Origin of the sequence: Photorhabdus hindustanensis (assembly GCF_002968995.1) — a bacterium.
Taxonomy (GTDB): domain Bacteria; phylum Pseudomonadota; class Gammaproteobacteria; order Enterobacterales; family Enterobacteriaceae; genus Photorhabdus; species Photorhabdus akhurstii.
The window spans coordinates 17833-41329 of record NZ_PUWT01000022.1 but is presented as its reverse complement, the minus strand read 5'-3'; the positions used below and the strand labels follow the sequence as shown (position 1 = coordinate 41329).

Sequence of the window (23497 nt, the reverse complement as noted above, 5' to 3'; positions counted from 1 at the left end):
CTGCTAATTTCGTGAAGAACCCATTACCAACGCTGCTTCAACAGGTTTGACTGGATACCCGCAATGAGATGAGTGTTCCCATAGTCTTTGGTTATAATTCCAGCTTCGAATTCATCACGGAAATATTTGATGGCACTCTGTAGTGGTTCCACGGCCCCTGGAGCATGAGCACAGAATGTATTACCTGGCCCTAGGAAGCGACAGAGTTGTTCCAACGTTTCAATATCCCCGGGTTGCCCTTCCCCACGCTCTATTGCACGCAGGATTTTCACGCTCCACGGCAACCCATCACGACATGGAGTACACCAGCCGCAAGATTCACGGGCAAAGAACTCTTCAAGATTACGGGTTAAAGAAACCATGTTGATTTCATGGTCAACCGCCATTGCCAAGGCAGTGCCTAAACGGCTTCCCGCTTTAGCGATATTTTCGAAATCCATTGGCAGATCCAGATGTTCAGCGGTCAGGAAGTCAGTTCCTGCACCACCGGGCTGCCATGCTTTGAATTTCAAGCCGTCACGCATACCACCGGCATAATCTTCAAGAATTTCACGAGCAGTCGTACCAAATGGCAACTCCCACAAGCCCGGATTTTTCACCCGACCAGAGAAGCCCATCAGTTTGGTACCGGCATCTTTACTCTTGCCCGCACTCAGGCCGATATACCACTCTTTACCGTATTCGAGAATTGAAGGAACATTGCACAAGGTTTCAACGTTGTTGACGCAAGTAGGCTTGCCCCATGCGCCGGAAGTGGCTGGAAATGGCGGTTTTGAGCGAGGATTTGCTCGACGGCCTTCCAGTGAGTTAATCAACGCGGTTTCTTCACCACAAATATAACGCCCTGCGCCGGTATGAACAAACAACTCAAAATCAAAGCCGCTGCCCATAATGTTTTTACCCAACAAACCCGCTGCCTTAGCTTCTTCGATGGCTTTACGCAGATGCACAGCCGCTTCCACATATTCACCACGCAGGAAGATATAGCCACGATAAGCTTTCAAGGCAAACGCACTGATCAACATCCCTTCCACCAGCAGGTGAGGAAGTTGCTCCATCAGCAAACGATCTTTGTAAGTACCCGGCTCCATTTCATCTGCGTTGCATAGCAGATAACGGATATTCATGCTTTCATCTTTTGGCATCAGGCTCCACTTCAAACCAGTAGAGAAACCTGCACCGCCACGGCCTTTCAGCCCGGCGTCTTTTACCAAAGAAACCACTTCATCTGGGGACATGCTTTTCAGTGCTTTTTCAGCACCACGATAACCACTTTTGCTACGGTACTCATCCAGCCATACCGGTTGTTTATCATCCCGTAAACGCCAGGTAAGAGGATGGTTTTCCTCGGTAAGAATAATTTCTTTTATTCCTGAATATGCTGTCATGGATACTGCTCCAGTAACTTTTCAATCTCTTCAGGTCTGACAGAACTGTGCGTATCGTCATCGATCATCATGGTCGGGCCTTTGTCGCAGTTACCCAGACAACAGGTTGGCAACAGCGTAAAACGCCCATCTTTCGTCGTCTGCCCCGGACAGATATTCAGATGTTTTTCAATCGCAGCCTGGACATCCTGATAACCGGTAATATGACAAACCACGCTGTCACAATAACGAATAATATGGCGGCCCACCGGTTGACGATAAATCTGGCTGTAGAATGTTGCCACACCCTCTACATCACTAGCGGGAATACCAAGCACATCAGCAATCGCGTAAATGGCGCCATCCGGTACCCAACCACGATGTTTCTGTACAATTTTCAATGCTTCTATCGAAGCGGCGCGCGGATCTTCGTAGTGGTGTTTTTCGTGCTCGATAGCATCGTGCTCTTCGGTGCTCAGCACAAAATCTGTTTTTGCCTGAGACTCTGTTACGTTAACCACATCAAGGCGCGCTTGTTGAGCACTCGCGTTAATTTCACTTTGCATAGTTAGCGATCCACATCAGACATAACAAAATCGATACTGCCCAGATACACGATCAGGTCAGACACTAAGCCACCGCGGATTACCGATGGGATCTGCTGCAAATGCGGATAACTCGGTGTACGGACGCGGGTACGGTAACTCACAGTACTGCCGTCGCTGGTGAGGTAATAGCTGTTGATGCCTTTGGTGGCCTCAATCATTTGGAAAGATTCATTTGCCGGCATTACCGGTCCCCATGACACTTGCAAAAAGTGGTTAATCATGGTCTCAATATGCTGCAAAGTACGCTCTTTGGGTGGTGGCGTCGTCAGTGGGTGATCTGCTTTGAATGGACCTTCAGGCATATTGTCCAGACACTGCTTCAAGATTCGCAAGCTCTGACGCACTTCTTCCACTTTCAACATCACGCGATCATAACAGTCGCCGTTATTACCAATCGGCACGTCGAAATCGAAATTTTCATAGCCGGAGTATGGGCGCCATTTACGCACATCAAACGCAATGCCCGTTGCCCGCAACCCAGCGCCAGTGGTGCCCCATTCAAGAGCTTGTTTGGAATTATAAGCGGCAACCCCAATAGAACGGCCTTTCAAAATGCTGTTTTTCAGCGCTGCTTTCACGTAGGAATCAAGGCGTTTAGGCATCCAGTTCAGGAAATCGCGCAATAATCTATCCCAACCACGCGGCAAGTCATGAGCGACACCGCCAATGCGGAACCACGCCGGGTGCATACGGAAACCGGTAATCGCCTCCACCAGATCATACACTTTCTGGCGGTCAGTAAAGGCGAAGAACACCGGCGTCATCCCGCCAACGTCCTGAATGAAGGTCGAGATGTAGAGTAGGTGGCTGTTAATACGGAACAATTCCGACAACATAACGCGGATGGTTTTTACCCGGTCAGGCACTTCAATTCCCGCCAGTTTCTCCACCGCCAGCACATAAGGCATTTCATTAACACAACCGCCTAAGTATTCAATACGGTCTGTATAGGGAATATAACTGTGCCAAGATTGGCGCTCTCCCATCTTCTCCGCGCCACGATGGTGATAACCAATATCCGGGACACAATCGACAATCTCTTCACCATCCAGTTGCAAAATGATACGGAATGCACCATGAGAAGAGGGATGGTTAGGACCAAGGTTAAGGAACATGAAGTCCTCATTCTCGGTACCTCGTTTCATTCCCCACTCTTCTGGTTTGAAAGTCAGCGCTTCCATTTCCAGATCTTCTTTCTGTCTGGTCAGTTCGAAAGGATCAAATTCCGTCGCACGAGCGGGATAATCCTTACGCAGCGGATGCCCTTCCCAAGTCGGCGGCAACATAATACGACGCAGGTTTGGATGGCCGTTAAAGACAATGCCGAACATTTCCCATGTTTCACGCTCATACCAGTTGGCATTTGGGAACAGAGGGGTTGCAGTCGGGAGATTCAGGTCTTTTTCACTGAGGGCGACCTTCAACATAACATCGCGGTTACGCTCAATAGAAAGTAGGTGATAAAACACAGAAAAATCTGCCTCTGGCAGACCCTGGCGGTGAGTACGCTGACGCTCATCCATGCCATGTAAATCGAACAGCATGACATACGGTTTGGGCAGCTTCTTCAGGAAAATCATTACTTCCAGTAATTGTTCACGCTTCACCCAGACAACTGGCATACCAGTACGGGTTGGCTGAACAGTAAAGGCATCCGGGCCAAAGTGGTTACGCAGCTCACCCACAACCGGATCATCAAGATGGTCGTGAGTTTGCCACGCAGGCCGGGCGCTTTCTTGCGCTATCTGATCTATCATCATTTTTCACCACAACGCTTTGATCAGTGTTCGTTTTGATCAGGATTAGTATCGCAACACATTGCTCTGGTTACATTCATTAGGCTACTTTGAGTCACGCCTACTGTCTAAAAGACAGATTCTAAACTTCGTCTGGCGTACGCAGATTTTTCACTGCGATACGTTCCCCGTGCTTACGTTCTCTTTCTGACTGCATATTGGCACGGTAAACCCCTTGATCTCCCACCACCCAAGACAGCGGACGACGCTCTTTGCCGATCGACTCCTGTAACAGCAACAGAGCTTGCATATAAGCTTCAGGACGAGGAGGACAACCAGGAATATAAACATCAACGGGGATAAACTTATCGACGCCTTGAACTACAGAGTAAATATCGTACATACCACCAGAGTTGGCGCAGGCTCCCATAGAGATAACCCACTTCGGCTCAAGCATCTGGTCATACAAGCGCTGAATAACCGGCGCCATTTTGGTAAAACAAGTGCCAGCGACCACCATAAAATCCGCCTGGCGGGGTGATGCACGTAAAACTTCAGCGCCAAAACGGGCGACATCATGAACAGCGGTAAATGATGTGGCCATTTCCACATAACAGCAGGAAAGACCAAAGTTGTAGGGCCACAGGGAGTTTTTACGTCCCCAGTTCACCATATCATGCAGAGCATGCTCCAGTTTGCCCATGTAAACACTACGGTGAACATGCTGCTCCAGTGGGTCTGCGACAATTTCCTGTTTTTGCAGGGGATAACGGTCATTCTCACCGTTCGGATCTATGCGGGTGAGCGTATAATCCATCTTTAAATGCCTCGCTATTACTGCGGATGACTATTGTTAATGTTAATCACAACACTTGGTTTACTTACCTGGCGGCTTGAACGAGATGGCGTCCAATTCAGCGCCCCAATACGCACCAGATAAAACAAGCCTGCGAGTAACACCAAAATGAAAATGCTTGCTTCGATAAAGCCTAACCAGCCACTCTCTTTGATAGAAACTGACCATGCATATAAAAACAGCGCTTCAACATCGAAGATGACAAAGAACATAGCGACCAGATAGAACTTGGCCGACATACGGAGACGAGCACTACCGACAGAATCAATACCGGATTCATAAGGGACATGTTTTGCCCGGGCTTTCGCTCTTCCGCCCAAGAAAAACGCCCCTAACAGCATCAAAGCACACAGACCGAAAGCACCTAAAAGAAATACCGCGAATGCCCAGTGATGGGCAAAGAGTTCAGTGGATGTTGACATACTCATTGCTTACTCATCAAAAGTGGTGTCAAAAGTGTCTGCTCTTTTGTCTGGCAGTGTTGCACCACATCGATTCAAGGGAAGGGGTAATAACCAAATCTGAAACACTGTTAATCAATGATTGATGGAGTGAATCTTCTTGGTTTTTACTCCTCTCAACAATATTTTGTCTGTTATGACAAAATTAATCTAACATTTATTTACAAACAACAAACTTAGTCTTAACGGATCGTGCTGCCGCGCTGCTAAAACGTGTCAGTAAACTGGCATGCGAATAGCGGCGGAAACTAGTCTAACCGATAACTCGCTTTTACTACATCATTATCTCAGGAAAAACCTGCCTTTCCACTGCTACATAGGGAGTATTTCTTTGATCAAGTACACAATTTGACAGAAAAAAATTTTACTGCTGATGATAATTCATTCAAATCTGAAGAAATTATATTTTTTATCCATTAGCGACAAGAAAAGTTCCCGTTCACTACAGAAATTCTTATTTCATCAATTCAGCGAATTATTACTTTGTTAACAATATAACAATTTGTTAACCAAATCAGGGGGGTGTTAAGAAAAATGCCACCGTATATTTAATGATTACGATAACAACAAAATAAGATGAATTCAGTTGATGATTTCTTATAAATATATCTAGGGAGCTAATACCTCCTTCCGTCCATAATGGAGGTATTAGCAAAGACAAGCGTTTCAGATATTACTCATCAATAATATCGTCATCATCAGGAAGTTCTTCTGGAACACCCGATATCGTGTATGGCGTTTTCTTATTCTCTATAGCACTAAAAACCGTCAGAACAGATTCATTTTGTTCATTGCTATGTCTATAAAGAGAGAATTGAGTTTCAGGCAAACGAGGAAGCCCTTCACTCTCCCCTAAAATACGCAGATCGGCATTTTGCATTTCCAGAGGACGGGCAGTAATACCGACTTCTGCATTCACCGCCGTGCGAACCGCCGACAGAGAAGCGGCTTCATAAGCAATCCGCCACGATACTCCCACCTCATCCAACGTATCCAACGCCAACTGACGGAATGGATTGGTTTCATCCATCACAACCAGTGGCACAGGCTCATTTGGTTGTAGCTGGAAATCAGGGGCGCAATGCCATAATACCGGTGTTGAGCGCAGAACAGTCCTTGGATGATGACTGATCTTCGCGGTTGTGAGCGCCAAATCGATCTCATGGCTATCCAGCATACTTTCAATAAATTGAGTACGCTTTATACGGACATCTATTGCCATCCGCGGATAAACAGAAGCGATGCGATTTAACAAAAAAGGGAGCAGTGTATCCACCGTATCGTCGGATGCACCGATTCTTAGTTCGCCTTCTGCATCGCTATAGGTTAATGATGCGCTGGCATCATCGTTAGCGCGCAGAATTTGTCTTGCATAACCAAGAAGTTGAAGACCATGCTCTGTAAGAAGCTTATTACGGCCGTGGCGGGCAAACAGCTCTCTGCCCACCAACTGCTCCAAACGTTGCATTTGCTGACTTACAGCCGATTGCGTTCTGCATACTGCTGCTGCTGCTGCTGCAAAAGTATTTAAATCAGCAACAGCAACAAAAGTTCTTAGCAGATCGAGATCGAGATTCATTATCGGACGATTTGCATTTATCATTGTTTATTCATCACTTTTTTTTGATTTTAATTACTAACTAACCTGGTGTTTTTACGTAAGCACTATCAAATTAAATTAACATCGCTTAGACAGTACTCTACTCTATTAAATAGGGCAAAGATTTACTGCTGTTTTTTTACCTATTCAACCCATTGCGGGTTTTATTTTCTCCTCTTCGTTAGCAAAAGTTACTCGGATTCCTAAATAAATTGGGGACAATCCCTATTTACAACACCCTATATGTGATTTCTAGTTTGGTTATTTTGTTTTCTGACTCACGTCAAAGAATAACATAAGTTATATCAGAAAAACTAAATATAAAGTAAAAATCTACAATATCACTAATGTTTAATAATCCTATTCAGATAAATTTACAACTAGTTTCCAGAAATGATCAAAAATATTGTTCGATCTTTCTAAAATATATAGTTCTGAATTGCCAATTCAAGGCAAATCTTATACATAAGAATAAATTATACAAACACAACAACTTTTATTGGCAAATTGAACCATGATCACTTTCTGCCCAAAATGGAGCAATCAAGCCGTTATCACGTTAAAAACACTCCATTTCCACACTAGAAAACACCCACAATTAAGATTATAAATTTAATCTTGTTAATAAATTCAGAATTTAACACTGACATAATTTGCATAAAAAGATACTCAAATAACAACTTCCCTACTAAAACAACCATTTTAACCAAATATATCAAGGCATCTTCAAAACATTCAGCGGGAAGAGTACATTAAATGTTACACGCTATGTGCCAGGCGCCCCTTTTTTTGCCAAGATAAGGTAAGACTCTCTATGCTAGCAGTTAAAAAATCCAGCAAATTGGATAATGTTTGTTACGACATCCGCGGCCCCGTACTCAAGGAAGCGAAACGCCTTGAAGAAGAAGGTAATAAAGTCCTCAAATTAAATATTGGTAATCCAGCCCCCTTTGGTTTTGAAGCGCCAGATGAAATCTTGGTAGATGTTATCCGTAACTTACCAACCGCGCAGGGTTATTCAGATTCGAAAGGTCTGTATTCCGCACGCAAAGCTATCATGCAACATTATCAAGCTCGGAATATGATGGATGTGACCGTTGAAGATATTTATATCGGCAATGGCGTTTCTGAATTAATCGTTCAGGCAATGCAAGCATTACTGAATACCGGTGATGAAATGCTGGTTCCCGCTCCTGATTATCCTCTCTGGACTGCGGCGGTTTCACTTTCCAGCGGCAAAGCCGTACATTATATGTGTGATGAAGGGTCAGATTGGTTTCCTGACTTAAACGATATCCGCAACAAAATTACACCTCGTACACGTGGGATCGTGATTATTAACCCTAATAATCCAACGGGTGCTGTATATAGTAAAGAATTGCTGTTGGAAGTTGTTGAAATAGCCCGTCAACACAATTTGATTATTTTTGCTGATGAGATTTACGACAAAATCTTATATGACGATGCAGAGCATCATTCAATTGCCGCACTCGCCCCTGATCTGTTAACGGTAACATTTAACGGGCTATCCAAAACATATCGGGTAGCAGGTTTTCGTCAAGGCTGGATGGTATTAAACGGCCCGAAGAAACACGCTAAGAGCTATATTGAAGGTTTAGAGATGCTGGCATCAATGCGTTTATGCGCCAATGTGCCAATGCAGCATGCTATTCAAACTGCTTTGGGTGGTTACCAAAGTATCAGTGAATTCATTTTACCTGGTGGTCGTTTGTATGAGCAGCGTAACCGGGCATGGGAATTAATTAATCAAATCCCCGGCGTTTCCTGCGTAAAACCTAAAGGCGCTTTATATATGTTTCCCAAAATTGATACGAAGCGCTTTAATGTTCATGATGACCAAAAGATGGTGCTTGACCTTTTATTACAAGAGAAGGTTTTGTTAGTGCAAGGAACCGCATTTAACTGGCCGGAACCTGACCATTTCCGCATCGTGACGTTACCAAGGCTCGACGAACTGGAGATGGCGATTCAAAAATTCGCTCGATTTATTGGCAAATATCACCAGCAAAAATAATCTCCGTTCACAGAAAGAGATTACTGATAACGGAGATTATTCATACCATACGTTCTGTCGGTGTAGAAGAAAACCTATTTCTTCTATTCCGATAAATCTAGTCTGTCCGATAAACCTAGCCTACCCGTTTTTCCCTCACTGAGGAAAACCTCACCTGTCAGAGAGAAATCCTTGATAACCATTTCCATAGCTTTCTTTATTGATGCCAAATGATGACTCTCTGCAAAATAAGACCAATAAATTTTCATTTTTTACCGGTAACACAGACTAATTTTTTTATTTTATAGAGGACTCTTGCAGTGATTATATAAGGCATTAGCAAGATACAAAAGAATTAAACATTGCATTTATTAAACTTGATAAAAGAGAACACCTGAATAAATAATAACCCATTGTAAATTATATGAAATTTTTGTATATGAATTGTATATAAAATGGAGTAGAGAAATAAATTTCTTTTAAAAAATATATCCATCACGATTATAACATTGCCAGTTAATGGTAAATGTAAATTAACCCTATCGCCCTTACTATACGGTCTGGATACCCGTTTTAATGTGCTCCAGGTAAATAGCACATTCCCCTACAAAATAAAGGGATAAAAATTAAGAAACGATTTTAAGGTTTACTTCACCCCACCCACAGCTCACAATAACAGCAATGTTTACTGTAAGAGATAATTATGAGCCACTTTTTTGCCCACCTCTCCCGCTTGAAACTGATTAACCGTTGGCCTTTGATGCGCAATGTACGTACAGAAAACGTGTCTGAACACAGCCTACAGGTAGCCTTTGTCGCACACGCCTTAGCCATTATCAAAAACCGCAAATTTGGCGGCAATGTGAATGCTGAACGCATTGCGTTGTTGGCTATGTATCACGACGCCAGCGAAGTTATCACCGGAGATTTACCCACACCGGTCAAATATCACAATCCACATATCGCACGGGAATACAAAAAGATAGAAAAAATCGCACAGAAGAAATTATTGGAAATGCTGCCCGCAGAGCTACAAAAGGATTTCCTCCCAATCCTGGATGATAGTCAGCATACAGCAGAAGAAACTTTTATCATTAAGCAGGCCGATTCCCTGTGCGCTTATCTGAAATGTCTGGAAGAGTTATCGGCAGGTAACCATGAATTCAATCTGGCGAAAGCCCGGCTTGAAAAAACCCTGGCTGATCGTCACAGCCAGGAGATGGATTACTTTATGAAAGTTTTTGTACCAGGGTTCAGCTTGTCACTGGATGAAATTAGCCTTGATATTCCACATTAGAATGGAAACAACCAAGGGATGACCAGCACACTTATCACCATCACCAGCAGGGTAAATGGCACGCCCAAACGGACAAAATCGGAAAACTTATAGCCACCGGGGCCAAGAACCAGCGTATTCACTGGGGATGAAACCGGGGTCATAAATGCGGCGGAAGCCGCCACACCAATAATCATCGCAAATGGCATCGGAGAGACTGCCATTTCACGCGCGGCAGCAATGGCTATCGGCGCCATTAATACCGCCGTTGCCGTATTAGAAATAAACAAACCGATTACCGCACAAAGTACAAATAGACATACCAGCATTACCCTCGGTCCCATATCACCGGCAATATCCATCAGGCCGCGAACAATCAGATCAATCCCGCCGGTTTTCTGTAATGCCAGTGCAAACGGCATCATCCCGACAATCAGGATAATACTGGGCCAGTGAATAGAGCGGTACGCACTTTCCATATCAATACAGCGGAATTTTCCCATCAACAGGCAAGCTATCAATGCGGCAATTACATTGGGTACTTCATCGGTAAGCATCATGGCTACCATCAGCGCCAAACTAAAAAGCGCATGTGGAGCTTGGGACGTTGCCGGGGCTACTTCTTCGATCTCAACCGGCAGATTAAGGACAATAAAATCGCGCATTTTGGTTTGCAGGACACGGATCAGTTTCCAGTCACCAATAACCAGCAAAATATCGCCCAGTTGCAACGGCTCATCGACCAGTTTACCCGGCAACGATTCACCATCACGTCGAATACCAACAACATTCAAGCCATAGCAGGTACGAAAACAGATTTCCCGCAGCGACTTTCCTAATAAATCTGACTCCGGGATCAGAGAAACCTCCGCCATTCCCACATTACGAGATTGTTCAGAGAAATACTCCCCACGCAGCACCATCGGCTCTAATAATTGCTCACTGCAAAACTCACGCAGATCCACTTCGCTGTCTGACATATCAACCAGCAACACATCCCGCGCTCTCAATTCGGTATTGCCCACTGCACTGACCATAACGCGCCGAAAACGTCGCCAACGCTCAATACCAACGACATTAGCCCCATAGCGGGCACGCAAATTTGACTCATCAAGAGAAAGGCCAATCAGCGGGGAACCTGAACGGATAGCCAGACGACGCGCGCGACCGGATAATTTATAGTCGCGGATAAGGTCACGGAAAGTGCGGCGATTCCATTTGTCATGACCTTTATCCGATTGATCATTTCCCAACCAATGGTGAGCGATCAACATATAACCAATACCGGCAAACAGAATCAAAATACCAATCGGTGTAATAGAGAAAAATTTGAAACCGGGAAGCCCTTCCCGTATCAACTCACTGTTAATCACCATATTGGGCGGCGTTGCTACCAATGTCATCATGCCACTGATAAGCCCGGCGAAACTCAAAGGCATCATCAACCGCCCCGGCGAAATTTTCATTCTTACCGCCACACTGAGCACCACAGGAATAAAAATTGCGACCACTCCTGTAGAGCTCATGAAAGCACCAAGACCCGCCACCGTCATCATCAGTAGCGCCAACATTTTGGTTTCGCTGTTTCCGGCAACTCTTACCAGCCAGTCCCCCATTTGATAAGCAACGCCAGTCCTTACCAACCCTTCGCCAATAACAAACAGGGCAGCTATCAACAACACATTGGGATCACTGAAACCGCTGGTCGCTTCACCGAGCGTTAACGTTCCACTCATGACAAACGCGATAATCACCAATAATGCAACAATATCCATGCGCAGTTTATTGGTGGTAAAAAGAACAATAGCTATCAACAGCAGGGTCAATACCCACAAGAGTTCGCTATTCAAAATGGCCTCTATCAACAAAGAAGAAGATGTTAGTGTCGAAAACTTGGCTAGTAGACCATTTTATTGAGGGAAAATCTCCGGTTGCGATCAACAATGCCCCCACTTTTCGCCATGAATCATCATTTCTGATTTTTCAATACATTGACGGCAATAATCTAAACGGATTTCTCCTGGCTTAAACATCATCGAGAAACGAACGATCGAGTTGTTTAAACGCGCGTTTCAGCAATTCTGCGAGAGATTGATAAGTTGGCGTTTGCTGCACCGGAGCCATTGCAATACCGGCTGCGGCAAATTTATCACGGATTTCATGGAACCATTTCAGCAATGCCGCCGGTAGTGGCGTTGATGCCCGTTTCCCCAACCACCATAACCCTTGCATCGGTAAACTACAGGCAAACAACGCCGTCGCCACAGCCGGACCAAGCTGACCACCCAGTGCGATTTGCCACGTCAACGTAAAAATAGCCAACGGCGGCATAAACCGGATACCAAAACGAGTTGCCTTAATAATCCGGTTTTCAGGAAACATGGGCGCCAATTGTTTCTCAATCGGCCAAGTCTTCATGTATTGCTGTCCCAGTTGCATCTTTCTCAGCCATCCATTACTGGTGGGAGGTATTGCGCTCATTATGACCTCAATCAATTAAAAACACATTTTTTAAAAAAACATTGTAAATGATAAAATATTTTTTGTAGGATTAAGTATATTTTGTCTTTACTGCTGGCTATCGGTATCCTACATCCACTTTTGTGTTATACACAGCAGTAAAGTGACACATTTTACCTTTTTTACTGCATTTAGGTTCATTTTGTTAACAAATCACGCTATCTCTTAACATCATGGCTGGCAAAAAAGGGGTTTTGAAAATCGAAACCTTAACATCATGCTCTTTGCATAGAGCATGATGTTAATCATTTAATGTCATCACCTTACGCGCTACGCTCATAAGTAATTGACGTTTTATTAATCAACATGTCTTATCTGTAAGACTCAATGACAAACACGATATAGGTATTTCCATGTCAAGTAAGCTGGTACTGGTCCTCAATTGCGGTAGCTCTTCTCTGAAATTTGCTATCATCGATCCTGCTAACGGTGAAGAATATCTTTCTGGTCTAGCTGAATGTTTTAACCTGCCCGAAGCCCGCATTAAGTGGAAAATGGATGGCGCGAAACATGAAGCCGCTTTAGGTGCTGGTGCAGCCCACAGTGAAGCATTGAACTTTATTGTTAATACTATTCTGGCGGAAAAACCAGAACTTTCTGATCAAATCACCGCAATCGGCCACCGTATTGTTCACGGCGGTGAAAAATTCACAGCATCCGTCGCCATCAATGATGAAGTGATTCAAGGGATTAAAGATGCGGTTCCATTCGCACCATTGCACAACCCGGCTCACCTGATTGGTATCGAAGAAGCGAAAAAAGGGTTCCCACACCTGACTGACAAAAACGTTGCCGTATTCGATACTGCGTTCCATCAGACCATGCCGGAAGAGGCTTACCTGTATGCCCTGCCATACAACCTGTACAAAGAACACGGCATTCGTCGCTATGGCGCACATGGAACCAGCCACTTCTTCGTTTCCCGTGAAGCGGCAAAAACGCTCAACAAACCGGTTGAAGAGCTGAACGTTATCGTTTGTCATCTGGGTAATGGTGGTTCCATCTCCGCTATCGTTAATGGCCGGTGTGTTGACACCTCTATGGGATTGACGCCACTGGAAGGTCTGGTAATGGGTACCCGCAGCGGTGACATCGACCCGGCTATCATTTTCCACCTGCATGATTCACTGGGCATGAGCGTTGAACAAATCAACAAACTGTTGACCAAAGAATCTGGTCTGCTAGGTCTGACCGAAGTCACCAGTGATTGCCGTTATATAGAAGATAACTATGAAACTAAAGCCGATGCTAAACGCGCGATGGACGTTTACTGCCACCGTCTGGCTAAATACGTCGGCTCTTATTCCGCACTGATGGAAGGCCGTTTGGATGCCATTATCTTTACCGGTGGTATTGGTGAAAACTCCGCACTGGTTCGTGAGCTGGTACTGAAAAAACTGGCTCTGTTAGGCTTTGAATACGATCACGACCGTAACCTGGCGGCTCGCTTCGGTAAATCCGGCGCTATCACGACTGACAACAGCCGTCTTGCTTTGGTGATCCCAACCAATGAAGAATTAGTGATCGCTCAAGACGCAGCGCGTCTGACCGCGTAATAATTTGACCAACCGCCAGCCACTGCTGGCGGTACTATTTTTTGACCAACGAGCAACCGTAAAGAGGTTTCCGTGTCCCGTACAATTATGTTGATCCCTACTAGCACCAGCGTCGGCTTGACCAGTGTTAGTTTAGGTGTAATCCGCTCAATGGAGCAAAAAGGCGTTAGCCTGAGTGTTTTCAAACCTATCGCCCAATCCCGTTGCTGTGGCGCCCAAGATCAAACCACGACAATCATCCGCTCTCATTCCAGCATAAAAACCGCTGAACCGCTGGACATGGCGCATGTGGAATCTTTGCTGACAACCAATCAGAAAGATGTACTGATGGAAAAAATCGTGGCCCTTTACCACGAAAACACCAAAGATGCAGAAGTCATTCTGATTGAAGGTCTGGTTCCAACCCGCAAGCATTCATTCGCCCAATCTCTCAACTATGAAATTGCCAAAACGCTGAATGCTGAAATCGTATTCGTATTGGCGCTAGGCAACGATTCCCCGGAACAGTTGAAAGAACGTGTTGAACTGGCTCGTGCTGAATTTGGCGGCAGCAAAAACCAGAACATTACCGGTGTTATTATTAACAAACTGAATGCGCCGGTTGACGATCAAGGCCGTACCCGTCCTGATCTGTCAGAGATCTTTGACGAATCCTCAAAAGCCACCGTAGCTAACATCGATCCGAACACGCTGTTTAAAAACAGCCCATTGCCGATTCTGGGTTGCATTCCGTGGAGTTTTGACCTGATTGCAACTCGTGCAATTGATATGGCAAAACACCTGAACGCCCGTATTATCAACGAAGGCGCGATCAAAACCCGTCGTGTGAAATCCGTGACTTTCTGTGCACGCAGCATTCCACACATGTTAGAGCACTTCCGTCCCGGTTCTCTGCTGGTCACTTCGGCTGATCGTCCAGACGTTCTGGTTTCAGCCTGTCTGGCGGCTATGAATGGCGTTGAAATCGGTGCAATTCTGCTGACCGGCGGCTATGCCATCGATGAGCCGATTAAGCAATTGTGTGAACGTGCCTTCAACACTGGCCTGCCAGTCTTTATGGTTGATACCAACACCTGGCAGACTTCCCTGAGCCTGCAAAGTTTCAGCCTGGAAGTTCCGGTAGATGACCATGAACGTATTGAAAAACTGCAAAACTACGTCGCACACCATATCAACAAAGAGTGGATCGACTCCCTGACAGCGAACTCTGAACGCCCACATCGCCTCTCTCCACCTGCATTCCGTTATCAATTAACCGAACTTGCGCGCAAAGCAGGCAAACGCGTTGTTCTGCCGGAAGGTGACGAACCTCGTACCGTGAAAGCGGCATCTATCTGTGCTGACCGTGGTATTGCGCAATGCGTTCTACTTGGTGATCCAGAAGAGATCCGCCGTGTCGCCGCTGCTCAGGGGGTAGAACTGGGCGCGGGTATTGAAATTGTTGATCCGGTTGCTGTACGTGAGCGTTATGTTCCACGTCTGGTTGAACTGCGTAAAAGCAAAGGCATGACCGAAGTCGTCGCACGTGAACAACTGGAAGACAACGTTGTTCTGGGTACGTTGATGCTGGAACAGGGCGAAGTTGATGGTTTGGTATCCGGTGCGGTACACACCACGGCCAACACTATCCGCCCGCCATTGCAGTTAATCAAAACGGCGCCGGGCAGCTCGCTGGTATCATCCGTGTTCTTTATGCTGCTGCCGGAACAGGTTCTGGTTTACGGTGACTGTGCAATCAATCCAGATCCGACGGCTGAACAACTGTCTGAAATCGCTATCCAATCTGCGGATTCAGCTAAAGCATTTGGTATCGAACCGCGCGTAGCCATGATCTCCTACTCTACCGGCAACTCCGGCGCCGGTAGTGATGTTGAAAAAGTTCGTGAAGCAACTCGTTTGGCACAGGAAAAACGCCCAGACCTGATCATTGATGGCCCATTGCAATATGACGCCGCAATCATGGCAGATGTAGCGAAATCCAAAGCACCAAACTCACCGGTTGCCGGTCAAGCTACCGTGTTCATCTTCCCTGATCTGAACACCGGTAATACCACCTACAAAGCGGTACAACGTTCTGCGGATCTGGTTTCAATCGGACCAATGCTGCAAGGTATGCGTAAACCGGTTAACGACCTGTCTCGTGGCGCTTTGGTAGACGATATTGTTTACACCGTTGCACTGACCGCGATTCAATCAGCACAGGGAGAAGCGTAACCGCTTCTTATCCGTAGAAGATTAATCGCTGACAAAGGCTGAATCCTGTACTTCCCTGGATTTGGCCTTTTTATTTTCTTTTTATTCCCGGAAAGATGCTGGTTTTCTGATGTACCCGGCTGTTATTTTGCTGGCGATACACTTGAAGAAGCCTGGCAAGATGCTAAAAGTGCTATTGAGATACATTTCGCAAAATGAATCAGAAATTTAATCGTGCCGCAGATATGCGGCACCTTACCTTTATAGTTATCCGCACAAATTTAAGATTGATAATGACATGATAATATAATAGATGTTAAATCCTATTTTCTTAACAATACATACGCAACTTGAGCTTGTATTTTATTCGTTGATAACCACTCGTTAAATATATTTCCTATTCCACGCTGCTTATATTCGGCATCACAGCTTTCCGATGTCCCTTTTCTACCTAACCCATACGATGATGTTCCAGCTTCCGCTTTAGGGCGGCAATTATGTGCAGTTGTAAAATCACCATATAACCAACCGGCTCTTTTCGTTTTGAATTCAATAACAACACCTGGGTTATTATTGGTTAGATAACTTTGAGAGTAAGTGAATTTAGGCGCAATTCCACAGAAAGCGTTTTCTTGAACACAAGAAATTTTTTCATTACTATTCCTATCAAATCCTTGATATTCATTTATCTGCATTCCTCGATACCAGTACATCGATTCTTCTATCTCATTATCACTATTTACAGTTTTATTACTCGTTAGTGTAAGTTTATTCGGTGTGTTGACTGAAACTCGAAGAACACAATTTTCATATAAAGACATGACCTTAGTCTTTGCCAATCCATTTGCAGTTATTGCATTTTTCACCTGATTTCTAATGTTCTCCGGATCTTGCATACAGGCCATGCTGAAACTGCTAATAGTTAATAAAAATGGTGCAATAAAGAAAATCTTTTTATTCAAATTCATATTTCTTTCCTTACTTGATTTATAGTTTCAACACTAAATGGAACAAAAATTAATTTCGTTATCATCAAACTAATATATAATTTACGATATAAATAATAATTTAAATCACAATTCAGACACAAATAAGAAATCAACAACAATAGGGAATTACAATATAAATCACTTAATTCAATTAGTTATTATTTCCTTTCTTAAGTAAGAATAGATTATTAAATCAAAAAACACAAATCACAGAATCATTAAATTAGAAAAATATCTTACTTAAACACATAAAAATAAATATAGAAAAATTTCAACAATATATAAAATGAATAATTTATCAACATTCACATGTTATATATATAACATCATAACCACTGGTTTTTTATATCATAACAATCTAAATAACTTTCACAAGATTGCAATTATGCTCGATTATAAAATACATAAAAATCAAATAATTATTTATCACTATTGTAAAATATTTTTCAATGAAAGTTTTTCTGCTATCTAACTGAACACAATTAAATACAAAAAACAATTTAATCGTGCCGCATACATGCGGCACCTCACCTTTATAGTTATCTGTGTATATTCAAGATTGATAATTGCATAGTTTCAGCACAGAGAAGCCTATTTTTTCTTTTTCTGTAATAATACATACGCGACCTGGGCTTGTACTTTATTCTTTGATAACCACCCATTAAATATATTTCCTATTCCGCGTTGCTTATATGCAGAATTACAACTTGCCGATGTTCCTGTTACACCAAGCCCGTATGTTCCTCCACCTTCAGCTTTAGTCTTACATCCATTTTTAGTTGTAAAGTCATTATATAACCAACCAGCCTTTTCCGTCTTAAATTCAATAACAACACCTGGTTTTTTATTCGTTAGATAACTTTGTGAGTAAGTGAATTGAGGCGCAATTCCACAGAAACTGTTTTCTTGAACGCAAGAAATTTTCTCGTTCCTATTTTTATCAAATGTTTGATATTCCTTTATCTCCATTCCTCGATACCAGTACATCGATTTTTCTGCCTCATTATCACTATTTGAGGTTTTACTACTCTTTAGCGTAAGTTTATTTGGTGTGTTGTCTTTAACTCTAAGAACACAATTTGTGTATAAAGACATTACTTTGGTTTTTGCCAATCCATTTGCAGTTATTGCATCTTTTACCTGATTTCTGATGTTCTCCGGATCTTTCATACAAGCCATACTAAAACTGCTAATAGCTAATAAAAGTGGGGAAATAAGGAAAACTTTTTTATTCAAACTCATATTTCTCTCCTTGCTTTATTTATAGTTTTGGTACCTAATTAGATTAAAATAGATTTCATTGTTATATATTGACTAAAAAACACTATTACAGACAACATACAATAAATTAACCTGCTGCATTAATCTTCATTGTTATTATCTGCCTGAAATAAGATAGATTATTTAGCTATAAAAAACAAAAACAAATTCCAATATAATTAAATTAAAAAATATGTCATTATAATATATACAAAAAGATATAGTAACGGTATATAAGAAAAAAACCAATAGTTATATGAAAATACGTATTTTGAAAAACATTTCTCAATAAAAAATTTCTTTGTGACTTAATAGAATTCTTGCTGCAATTTACACTTATTCCTTTAACATTCTATCGAGTACTATCAGTTATATCCTCCCGCAAGGAGGATGAAATTTAACCCAAAAAGCACCAAAGCGATAAGACATTTGGCGCTAAAAAGAGAGTTTAAAGCTGATAATGACACGATTATATAACAGATATTAAGGATTAGTCTGGTATGGTTAATTGTACATAAGCAATTATCGCCTCTATTTTAGCTGGTTTTTCTGATAGCCACTTATTGAACTCATCTCCTATCTTATAACCTTTAGGCTTACAATTTGATTCATCTTTTTTCGAGGCATTTATTTCACCAAGCCCATATGATCTTCCTCTTGACTCAACATCAATTTCGCAGTCATGCTTAGTTGTAAATTCATTATATAGCCAACCAGGCTCTATCGTCTTAAATTCTATAACAAATTTTTTATCTTCTCTAATTGGATAGCTCTTGGAGTAAATATATTCAGGGGAAATGCCGCAAAAGCGATTTGGCACGTTAACACAAGGAATACTCTTAAATTTATTACTATCAAATAACTTAAATTCTTCTATTCCCATTCCCCTATACCAATACATCGCTATTTCTGCACGTTCATTTCTATTTTCGGATTTATTATTAGTTAATATCACTCTATTGCCACTATTCACCACCTCAAATTCGCAATTTTTATACATAGACATCACTTTAGTCTCTTGTAGACCATAGCTGTTTATTATATTTTCCACCATTGGATCAGTATTACATGCCATACTAAAGTGACTCACAACTAATAAAGTGGCAATCAGAAAGGTTTTTTTATTAAAACTCATACTTCTCTCCTTACTTTATCGATGGTATTGATACCCAAAAGAACGAAGATATATTTCATAGCCGTTATTAATAAATCCAGTCATCATCTTTACCGACACATAATGACCTAACGTACAATTCCACTATAAATAAAATTCCACCACAAATAAGAAACCAACAACAAAATAACTTTGCAATATAAATCATATCATTTAATCAGTTTCTCTTGTTATTAGCCTTATTAAATAAAGGTAGATTATGAAATCAAAAAAAAACAAGCCCTATAATAATTAAATAAAAAACAGGAAAAACACAAAAAAAGATAATTTCAATAACATTTAAAATAGATACTTTTTTATTTATTACAATATCATGTAAATAAAAAAACACCTATTTACCATTCAAAATCAATATAAATAACATTATCTAATTGCAATTATAGTCATCAAAATAATTCAAAAAGATAAAATCTTTATTCATACTTATTGTAGAATATCTACTAATTATAATTTTCTTTTACTACATGATAATATCTTGCCTGTAAAGTATATTTTTACATAAAAAACATCGCCAATAAAAAGCACCGAAGTTATAAACACTCGGTGCAATATATTTCAACATAAATCATTTAAGGCTAAAATCTATTTTGCTAACAATACATAAGAGATTATAACGTCTATTTTGGCTGGTTTTCCTGATAACCATCCATTAAATATATTTCCTATTCCAATTCTCTTATATTCAGCATCGCAACTTGCCGATGTTCCTGTTACACCCAGCCCATATGTTCCTCCACCCTCAGCTTTATATTGGCACTGATGTTTAACTGTAAAATCGTTATATAACCAACTGGGTTCTATCGTACTAAACTCAATAACAACACCCGGATTTCTATTTGTCAGATAACTCTGTGAATAAGTATATTCAGGCGCAATGCCACAGAAACTTGCTTGTGTAACACAAGGGACATTTTTATACTTATTCTGATCAAATGCTATATATTCATTTATCCCCATTCCTCGATACCAGTACATCGCTTTTTCTGCTACATTATCACGCTTTGCCGCTTTACTGTTTGTTAATGTGACTTTATTCGGTGTGTCTGCCGTGACGGTAAGTGTGCAACTTCTATACATGGACATCACTTTAGTATTAGCTAACCCATTTTGGGTTATTATCCTTTCTATCTGTGGATCAACATTACATGCCTGACTAGCGTAACTAATAGCGAATAAAAAAGGGGAAATAAGAAAAGCCTTTTTATTTAAATTCATACTTTTTTCCTTGCTTTAATTATGATTTCGGTATCCAATGAAATAAGAATAACCCTCATTATTATCATTAACATACCCATACAGTCTTTAACAGGAACAATAACTTAATACACCATCATGCTATGAATAAGAACTTAACAACAAAATAATATTACAATATAAACCATTTTGTTTAATGCGTTTATCTTGTTATTTCCCAACTTAAATAAAAATAGGTTATTAAATCAAAAAAGACAAACCTCTATATAATCAATAAAAGTTTGATTTAAACATAAAAATAAAATGACAAAAAGTAAAAATAAAATAATTTCAATCACCTATATAATTAACAACCCGAGAATTCTTACAATATTATATATACAATCAAATAATCATTATATTTTTATACCATAATAATCTAAAGAATAATTTCTCATTATTGTAATGACATCGTAAAAACTTATAAAAGTCCATTGATAATAAAGAAAAATAATTATTTATCTCTCTTTATAATATATCTCTCAACGAAAATATTTCCTGCTATTTAAATAATAACTCATATTAGTTTTTCATTTAAAGAAATCAAGGAAGAAGTAAGCATGATATGTTGTCTAACCAGAACGATTAAACCGGGCATCCAGCCCGGCAATAATGAAGATAAAAGAGGTAAGAGACCTAATCAACAGAGAGCAATCACGGACGATAACCAACGAAAGCCACGCGCGACAACCTGCGTTCGATTGAGACTAACCGAGTGGTGGACAAGAAGTTCTGCATACGTTCGAACGTCTCTTCACCCTCTATTGCGATAAACTGCTCCTTGCGCTTCTCACGCCCGGCACTCCAGCGTTCGCTGAGTTCAACAACGCTTTGTGTCAGGTCCACTTGCATTTCAAGGCAAAGGCCCGCCTCGTTGATCAGGCGCTCGTTCAATCCGACTGGGCTATAAAGGAAATAACCTGGCATGCCACGTATCACTATCTCTTCTTTACTGAGCATGCCCGTTACCAAGGTAGGATCAGTATACAAAAACCGTCCGCCAGGCTTCAGTAGCCGACACCACTCACTCAGCAAGGCCAACCGATCCGGAATATGAATTACCGAGTCGATGCACCATAGCGCGTCAAAGGTGCCGTCAGGAAATGGCAAAGGCTGACGAACATCACTGTCGACGAAGTTGCTTCTATCCTCCAGTCCGAAATCTACCGCAAGTTGCCGGGCGGTAAGGAGACCGTGAGGATTAATGTCAACCCCCGTCACCCTACAACCGTTGCTCCTTGCCAGAAACAGAGCCGGCCCTCCAGACCCACTGCATACATCCAGCACATGAGAGCGGTCAGATAATTGAAGCCATTGGGAGAACTTTCTAAACTCATCAGCAGAAGACCAGTTGTTCTGCCCCAGATCTTCGCCATAGGTCTCTTTGCGTACCTCAGATACCGCTTCCGCAGAGAAACTACCGAAAGCCCGTTCGTAAAAACCAGTGCCAGGGCTTGAGGAGGAAGTTTGCATAGTCATAGATAATGCTCCTAGCAAATAGAATTTAATCGGAAGACAAGGTGTTCAATTGCGGTATCCAGTATCGCATTATCGAGATCCGAATCAAAACAGAACCGAACCGACGCATTGGCCTGAGCCGAGCTTAAGCCGATGCCTGTGAGCACGTGCGAAGGTTGTAGTTCCGAGGAGTTGCAGGCTGAACCTGACGATATAGCCACCTGATGCAACCCGGATATTAACGCCTCCGAAGCAATACCTTTGAACTGAACGTTCACGACATATGGGGAACTGCAAGAGAGATCGGTATTCAACACTGCGTTCGGCACTCTTTGATGCAGACGAGTGATGAAATAGTCTCTCAATGCGGTGACTTTTGCCTGGCGTTGCATGAGGGTCGACTGAACCATCTGGCACGCAAGGCCAAACCCTACAATCAACGGCGTTGGCAAAGTGCCGCTACGCAAATGATTCTGACCGCCGCCATAGATAAAGGTCCTCAAACGTGCGGCAATACGTGCATCGACAAAAAGTGCCCCGACTCCTTTCGGCCCCCGCATTTTGTGGGCGGAAAATGAAAGCATATCAATTCCCGTTTCCTTGACATTCATAGGAATTTTACCGACAGACTGGACAGCATCCACATGCAGCCAAGTGCCTAACCGACGCGTGATTGCAGCGATTTCATCCACCGGCTGAACGGTGCCTAGCTCAGAATTCACATGAGTAACGCTGACGATACGGGTGTCGGCGGTCAGTCTAGTCATGACATCTTCCGGTTTTACCCGACCATTGGCGGCAACCGGCAGATACTCGACATCAAGCCCCCGACGAGCCAACTCTTTACCGACGAGCAACACAGATTTGTGGTCGATGGGGCAAAGCAGCGCTCCCGCAGGAGCGCATTCGTTGTGGGCAAAACTCGAAAAAAGAGCGATGTTGTTGGCTTCTGTAGCGCCCGATGTGAAGACGATCTCTTCCGGGCGGGCGCCGATGAGAGACGCAACTTGTTGGGTGGCGTTCTCAATCGCATGCCTGGCACGACGCCCCATCACATGAGCGGAAGAAGCATTGCCGAATTCATGCTCCATATAGAATCGCATGATGTCGACAACCTCTGGAAAACATGGTGTCGTGGCGCAATGATCCAGATAGATTGTGCCAGTCGGGTTTTCATTGACATTCATAGCGACTCC

18 protein-coding genes and 1 pseudogene are annotated in these 23497 nt (G+C 42.5%); 5 read left to right on the top strand and 14 right to left on the bottom strand.

Annotation, left to right across the window (positions count from 1 at the left end; genetic code table 11):
• Nucleotides 1-23: 23 nt before the first annotated feature.
• From nuoF to hexA, 6 genes are all read right to left on the bottom strand, one after another.
• On the bottom strand, nucleotides 24-1388 hold the full coding sequence (gene nuoF, locus C6H66_RS08755; RefSeq protein WP_036811921.1) for an NADH-quinone oxidoreductase subunit NuoF: 1365 nt from the start codon (nucleotides 1386-1388) through the stop codon (nucleotides 24-26).
• On the bottom strand, nucleotides 1385-1933 hold the full coding sequence (gene nuoE, locus C6H66_RS08750; protein ID WP_105395372.1) for an NADH-quinone oxidoreductase subunit NuoE: 549 nt from the start codon (nucleotides 1931-1933) through the stop codon (nucleotides 1385-1387). The genes nuoF and nuoE overlap by 4 nt, the downstream gene beginning before the upstream one ends.
• Nucleotides 1934-1935: 2 nt before the next feature.
• Nucleotides 1936-3735: an NADH-quinone oxidoreductase subunit C/D gene (gene nuoC / locus C6H66_RS08745; RefSeq protein WP_105395371.1), complete on the bottom strand. Its 1800-nt coding sequence runs from the start codon at nucleotides 3733-3735 to the stop codon at nucleotides 1936-1938.
• 118 nt (nucleotides 3736-3853) lie between these two features.
• A complete protein-coding gene (locus tag C6H66_RS08740) occupies nucleotides 3854-4528 on the bottom strand; it encodes a NuoB/complex I 20 kDa subunit family protein (RefSeq protein WP_011147305.1) in 675 nt (224 codons plus the stop codon).
• Between the two features lie 17 nt (nucleotides 4529-4545).
• Nucleotides 4546-4995, bottom strand: a complete 450-nt coding sequence (locus C6H66_RS08735) for an NADH-quinone oxidoreductase subunit A (RefSeq protein WP_011147306.1) — start codon at nucleotides 4993-4995, stop codon at nucleotides 4546-4548.
• Nucleotides 4996-5701: 706 nt separating this feature from the next.
• The gene (gene hexA, locus C6H66_RS08730) at nucleotides 5702-6631 is read right to left on the bottom strand and encodes a transcriptional regulator HexA (protein ID WP_036781377.1); all 930 of its coding nucleotides are present in this window, start codon (nucleotides 6629-6631) and stop codon (nucleotides 5702-5704) included.
• Nucleotides 6632-7442: 811 nt separating this feature from the next.
• On the opposite strand from hexA, the gene C6H66_RS08725 reads away from it, so the two are divergent.
• A complete protein-coding gene (locus C6H66_RS08725) occupies nucleotides 7443-8663 on the top strand; it encodes a pyridoxal phosphate-dependent aminotransferase (protein WP_036781379.1) in 1221 nt (406 codons plus the stop codon).
• Between the two features lie 682 nt (nucleotides 8664-9345).
• Entirely contained in the window at nucleotides 9346-9939 is a 594-nt protein-coding gene (yfbR, locus tag C6H66_RS08720; RefSeq protein ID WP_065389800.1) for a 5'-deoxynucleotidase, read from the top strand.
• Here yfbR and C6H66_RS08715 read toward each other — a convergent pair.
• A complete protein-coding gene (locus C6H66_RS08715) occupies nucleotides 9936-11768 on the bottom strand; it encodes an SLC13 family permease (protein ID WP_105395370.1) in 1833 nt (610 codons plus the stop codon). The genes yfbR and C6H66_RS08715 overlap by 4 nt on opposite strands.
• A gap of 175 nt (nucleotides 11769-11943) precedes the next feature.
• Nucleotides 11944-12399 (bottom strand): terminus macrodomain insulation protein YfbV, encoded by a 456-nt coding sequence (yfbV, locus tag C6H66_RS08710; RefSeq protein ID WP_036811929.1) that lies wholly within the window; start codon nucleotides 12397-12399, stop codon nucleotides 11944-11946.
• Between the two features lie 392 nt (nucleotides 12400-12791).
• Here yfbV and ackA point away from each other — a divergent pair, with 392 nt between their 5' ends.
• The 3 genes and pseudogenes from ackA to C6H66_RS08695 all read left to right on the top strand — a co-directional run.
• The gene (ackA, locus tag C6H66_RS08705) at nucleotides 12792-13994 is read left to right on the top strand and encodes an acetate kinase (protein WP_036781389.1); all 1203 of its coding nucleotides are present in this window, start codon (nucleotides 12792-12794) and stop codon (nucleotides 13992-13994) included.
• Nucleotides 13995-14081: 87 nt separating this feature from the next.
• Nucleotides 14082-16208, top strand: coding sequence for a phosphate acetyltransferase (pta, locus tag C6H66_RS08700; protein WP_219847611.1), 2127 nt, complete (start codon nucleotides 14082-14084; stop codon nucleotides 16206-16208).
• 72 nt (nucleotides 16209-16280) lie between these two features.
• A pseudogene (locus C6H66_RS08695) lies at nucleotides 16281-16397 on the top strand (type II toxin-antitoxin system HicB family antitoxin); the annotation flags it as partial.
• 113 nt (nucleotides 16398-16510) lie between these two features.
• Here the strand turns inward: C6H66_RS08695 and C6H66_RS08690 are convergent.
• From C6H66_RS08690 to C6H66_RS08665, 6 genes are all read right to left on the bottom strand, one after another.
• Nucleotides 16511-17155: a hypothetical protein gene (locus tag C6H66_RS08690; protein ID WP_105395368.1), complete on the bottom strand. Its 645-nt coding sequence runs from the start codon at nucleotides 17153-17155 to the stop codon at nucleotides 16511-16513.
• Between the two features lie 612 nt (nucleotides 17156-17767).
• Complete coding sequence (locus C6H66_RS08685; RefSeq protein ID WP_036781393.1) at nucleotides 17768-18418, bottom strand: hypothetical protein; 651 nt, start codon at nucleotides 18416-18418, stop codon at nucleotides 17768-17770.
• Nucleotides 18419-18926: 508 nt separating this feature from the next.
• Entirely contained in the window at nucleotides 18927-19571 is a 645-nt protein-coding gene (locus C6H66_RS08680; protein ID WP_046395977.1) for a hypothetical protein, read from the bottom strand.
• 621 nt (nucleotides 19572-20192) lie between these two features.
• On the bottom strand, nucleotides 20193-20825 hold the full coding sequence (locus tag C6H66_RS08675; RefSeq protein ID WP_065389793.1) for a hypothetical protein: 633 nt from the start codon (nucleotides 20823-20825) through the stop codon (nucleotides 20193-20195).
• A gap of 672 nt (nucleotides 20826-21497) precedes the next feature.
• A complete protein-coding gene (locus tag C6H66_RS08670; protein WP_046395975.1) occupies nucleotides 21498-22322 on the bottom strand; it encodes a class I SAM-dependent methyltransferase in 825 nt (274 codons plus the stop codon).
• Nucleotides 22323-22333: 11 nt separating this feature from the next.
• A complete protein-coding gene (locus C6H66_RS08665; RefSeq protein WP_105395367.1) occupies nucleotides 22334-23488 on the bottom strand; it encodes a cysteine desulfurase family protein in 1155 nt (384 codons plus the stop codon).
• Nucleotides 23489-23497: the final 9 nt, after the last annotated feature.